Here is a 3,845-nt window from a genome sequence, read left to right on the forward strand (position 1 = left end):
GCGCGGGTCAGGTGCAGCGTGATCTTGTCCTTCGGCACGCCCAACGTGGCCGACACCAGGTTCTGCCCGGCGGCCGGGTTCTGCGTCGGCGCCCAGATCTCGAACGCGCCGTCGCGGAACCAGGCCGTACAGTTCTGCGGCTCGATGCTGGCGTGTGAGATGAACGGATAGCTGTAGGCCGCTTCCACCGTTTTGACCGCGGCGGCGAAGGCCGCGGCGGGGTCACCGTCTTTGCGCAGCGTGTTGGYGCCGGGCTGCTTGGCCAGTGCCGCGGCCTGGGTGGCGAAGCCGTCCCAGCTCTGGCTGGCCACGGCCCCTTCGTCCCATGTCACCTTGAGCTGGCGGCGCGCACTGAACGCGGCCCAGGTCGACTCGGCCACGATCGCCACGCCTGGCATCAGGCCGTTGAGGTTGGGCGTGCCCTCGATCACGAAGGCATCGCGCACGCCGGGCAAAGCCCTCACCGCGTCGAGGTTGGCGCTCAGCACCTTGCCACCGAAGGCGGGGCACTTTTCGTACACCGCGTACAACATGCCGGGCAGCTTGACGTCGATGCCGAACAGCGGCTTGCCGGTCACGATGGCGGGGTTGTCGACGCCGCCGATGCGCTTGCCTAGCAGCTTGTAGTCCTTCGGATCTTTCAGCTGCACGCTTTGCGCATCGGGCACCGGCAGCGCGGCGGCTTTCGCGACCAAGGCGCCATAGCCCAGCTTGCGCTGGCTGGCGTGGTGCAGCACGGCGCCGCCCGATGCGATGCATTCGGCAGCCGGCACGTTCCAGCTCAGCGCTGCGGCCTGGATCAGCAACGTGCGCGCGGTGGCGCCCAGGCGTTGGAAATCGGTGTAGTTGTTCGGTGTTGACGTGGAGCCGCCCGCACTCTGGCTGCCGTAGGCCGGGTCGAGGTCGCCCTGGACGATCACCACGTCTTTCCAGTCAACCTCGAGCTCTTCGGCGATCACCATCGGCAGAGAGGTCTTGATGCCCTGGCCGATCTCGGGCTGCTTGGAGATCAACGTCACCACGCCGCTGCTGGCGATGCGGATGAACGCGTTGGGCTTGAACTCGGCCGTCGCGGCCAGGCTGGCCGGCTTGCCCACCGGTGCGGCCGCATCGGCCGGCGACAGGTACAGGCCGAGCAGCAGCCCTCCAGCACCTTGCGCCGAGCGGCGCAGGAACGCGCGCCGATCCTCGTCAACTGGCGCCGCGCGGCTCATGTCTTCCCCTTGACGCGTGGGCCGGCGATCTCGGCGGCGCGGTGGATGCCGGCGCGAATGCGCAGGTAGGTCGCACAGCGGCACAGGTTGCCCGCCATCGCGCCATCGATCTCGGCATCGCTGGGGCGCGGGTTGCTTTTCAACAGCGCCGCCGCGGTCATGATCTGGCCAGCCTGGCAGTAGCCGCATTGCGGCACGTCCAGTTCCTGCCAGGCCTGTTGGAGCGGGTGTGCGCCTTTCGGGTCGAGCCCTTCGATGGTGACGACCTTCTGGCGCCCGACGGTGGACACCGGCGTCATGCAGGCCCGGGTGGGCACGCCGTTGACATGCACGGTGCACGCCCCGCACATGCCGACACCGCAGCCGAACTTGGTGCCGACGAGGTCGAGGCTGTCACGCAGGATCCACAGCAGTGGTGTGTCCGCCGCGGCTTCGACTTCACGTGCCTGGCCGTTGACGTTCAAGGTGTAGCGACTCATGGCGCGCGAGGATGCTACTTCTTGAACAAGACGTCCAGCACCACCTGGACTTCGTCGGCGCCGCCAGCCGAGCACTTCATGCGCTTGATCGCCGCCTGCACGTACTTGTAGTACTCCTTCGGCCCCGACAAGGGCGTGGCGTCCACCACCTGGCTGCCGCGGACGGTGAAGCGCGTGTGCACGGTGCCGACGATGCCGACCCGCTCGATGGCCTCTTCCAGCGTCTGCGCCAACACGTTCTGGTAGCCGGGGCAGGCGAGGCTGATCTCCTGCTTCGCGACCGCCGGTTTCGGCTCCGGTGCCGGCGGCGCGGGCGGGGCAATCACCACCGGATCCTTCGGCGGCTCGGCTTGCACTGCCGTGATCACCGGCGCCGGCGCGGGCTCTGCCGGCGTCACCTCAGGCGGGGGCACATAGGCCGGCGGCGGCGGTGCCTGGACCTTGGGCTGGTCCTTGATCTTCTCGACCTTGGGCGGCGGTGGCGGCGGCGGTGGCGGTGGCGCTTCCGCAATGATGCTCATCTCGATCGGCTTCTTGACGATCTCGATCGCCTGGCGCGCCAGACCCGACGCCAGTGCCCAGCCGATCAGCAGGTGAATCAACACCACCACCGCCAGGCCTGTGCTGCGGTTCGTCGGCTGCAAACCCGGCGTCGCACGGTGCGTCGGGCGCCCCGCAGCCATGCCACCGCCCATTGGCAAAACTATCGCGTTCATGCAAACCTCACTTGTCGATGAACTGCTCGCTGCCGATCACGCCCAGCTTGTGCAGGCCGGCCTGGTTGGCCGCGACCATCACGTCGGCAAAGGTGTCGTACTTGGCGAGCTTGTCGGGGCGAACGTGCACCTCGGGTTGATCGGGCTGTGCGGCAGCGGCCTGCAGCCTGCTACGCAGATCGGCGGGGTCACTGACCGGCAGACCGTTCCAGTGCACGGTGCTTTGCGGGTCGATGTCGATCTTCACCACCTCGGGCTTGATCTCGCTTGGCGGCGGCGTGCCCACCGGCAGCTGCAGATTCACGGCATGCAGCTGGATCGGGATAGTGATGATCAGCATCACCAGCAGCACCAGCATCACGTCGATCAACGGCGTGGTGTTGATGTCGGCCACCGGCTCTTCCACCACCAGCTGGCGGCGCGCCTTGCTGCCTTTTCGCATCGCACTCATCCTTTGGCCTGGGGCTCGGTGATGAAGCCCACCTTGACAATGCCGGCCCGCTGACAGGCGTACAGGATCCGGCCGACCGGTGCGTAGTCGCTCTTCGCGTCGCCGCGGATATGCACCTCGGGCTGTGGGCTCTGCACGGCCACCTTCTTGAGCCGGTCGATCAGCGCATCGCTGTCGGCCACGCGGGCATCGAACCAGTAGATGCGGCCCTGGCGGTCGACAGTCAACACGATGTCTTTCGGCTTGCTCTCGCGCAACTCGTTGCGCTTCTTCGGCAACTCGACCGGCACCGAGTGGTTCACGACGGGAATCGTGATCAGGAAGATGATCAGCAGCACCAGCATCACATCCACCAGCGGCGTGGTGTTGATCGCGGCAACGACCTGCTCTTCACCGCCGCCGGCGGCGGGAATATTCATGGCCATGGGGACTCCCTTTGGCGCGGTCAGGCCGGTGCGACGGAGCCGAGCAGCACCGAGTGCAGCTCGCCGGAGAAATCACGCACGTCGTCCATCACCGTGCTGTTGCGGCGCAGGAGCCAGTTGTAGCCCAGCACCGCCGGTACGGCCACGGCCAGGCCGAGCGCCGTCATGATCAGCGCCTCGCCCACCGGACCGGCCACCTTGTCGATCGACGCCTGGCCCGCCAGGCCGATCGCGGTGAGCGCGTGGTAGATGCCCCAGACGGTGCCGAACAGCCCGACGAAGGGCGAGGTCGAACCCACGGTCGCCAGAAAGCTCAAGCCGGCCGACAAGCGCCGATGCACGCGCTCGGTCGCGCGGTGCACGGACAAATCAATCCAGTCGTTGAAGTTGACCTGTGCGTGCAAGCCGCCGTGCCGCTGCGTCGCTTGCAGGCCTGCTTCGGCAATGAAGCGAAACGGGCTGGCCTCGGCCAGCTTGCCGGCGCCGGCCTGCACCGTGCCGGCCGTCCAGAACTCGCGCGCCGCGATCCGCGCGTGACTACCGATGCGAAGCTGGTCTAA

The 3,845-nt window shown here is 67.4% G+C and carries 6 protein-coding genes; all 6 read right to left on the bottom strand.

The genetic code is table 11. The annotated features are described in order from the left end of the window. Positions 1-1,214, bottom strand: a 1,214-nt coding sequence (locus tag AC1DYI_RS29125; protein WP_477207609.1) for a molybdopterin cofactor-binding domain-containing protein, incomplete at its 3' end; no start/stop codon positions are given. After that, entirely contained in the window at positions 1,211-1,693 is a 483-nt protein-coding gene (locus AC1DYI_RS29130; protein ID WP_477207610.1) for a (2Fe-2S)-binding protein, read from the bottom strand. The genes AC1DYI_RS29130 and AC1DYI_RS29125, both read right to left, overlap by 4 nt. A 14-nt stretch (positions 1,694-1,707) precedes the next feature. Continuing rightward, a complete protein-coding gene (locus AC1DYI_RS29135) occupies positions 1,708-2,409 on the bottom strand; it encodes an energy transducer TonB (RefSeq protein WP_477207611.1) in 702 nt (233 codons plus the stop codon). Positions 2,410-2,416: 7 nt separating this feature from the next. Then, positions 2,417-2,851, bottom strand: coding sequence for an ExbD/TolR family protein (locus AC1DYI_RS29140; protein WP_477207612.1), 435 nt, complete (start codon positions 2,849-2,851; stop codon positions 2,417-2,419). A gap of 5 nt (positions 2,852-2,856) precedes the next feature. Further along, positions 2,857-3,285, bottom strand: coding sequence for an ExbD/TolR family protein (locus AC1DYI_RS29145; protein WP_477207613.1), 429 nt, complete (start codon positions 3,283-3,285; stop codon positions 2,857-2,859). Positions 3,286-3,305: 20 nt separating this feature from the next. Further along, on the bottom strand, positions 3,306-3,845 hold a 540-nt coding region (locus AC1DYI_RS29150), incomplete at its 5' end, for a MotA/TolQ/ExbB proton channel family protein (RefSeq protein WP_477207614.1).

The organism is Ideonella sp. P3_A4 (assembly GCF_056403075.1).

What these genes read in the sequence shown, in the direction of transcription:
- AC1DYI_RS29130 (WP_477207610.1), bottom strand. Translation starts at nt 1,693, where the DNA reads ATGAGTCGCTACACCTTGAACGTCAACGGCCAGGCACGTGAAGTCGAA.
- AC1DYI_RS29135 (WP_477207611.1), bottom strand. Translation starts at nt 2,409, where the DNA reads ATGAACGCGATAGTTTTGCCAATGGGCGGTGGCATGGCTGCGGGGCGC.
- AC1DYI_RS29140 (WP_477207612.1), bottom strand. Translation starts at nt 2,851, where the DNA reads ATGCGAAAAGGCAGCAAGGCGCGCCGCCAGCTGGTGGTGGAAGAGCCG.
- AC1DYI_RS29145 (WP_477207613.1), bottom strand. Translation starts at nt 3,285, where the DNA reads ATGGCCATGAATATTCCCGCCGCCGGCGGCGGTGAAGAGCAGGTCGTT.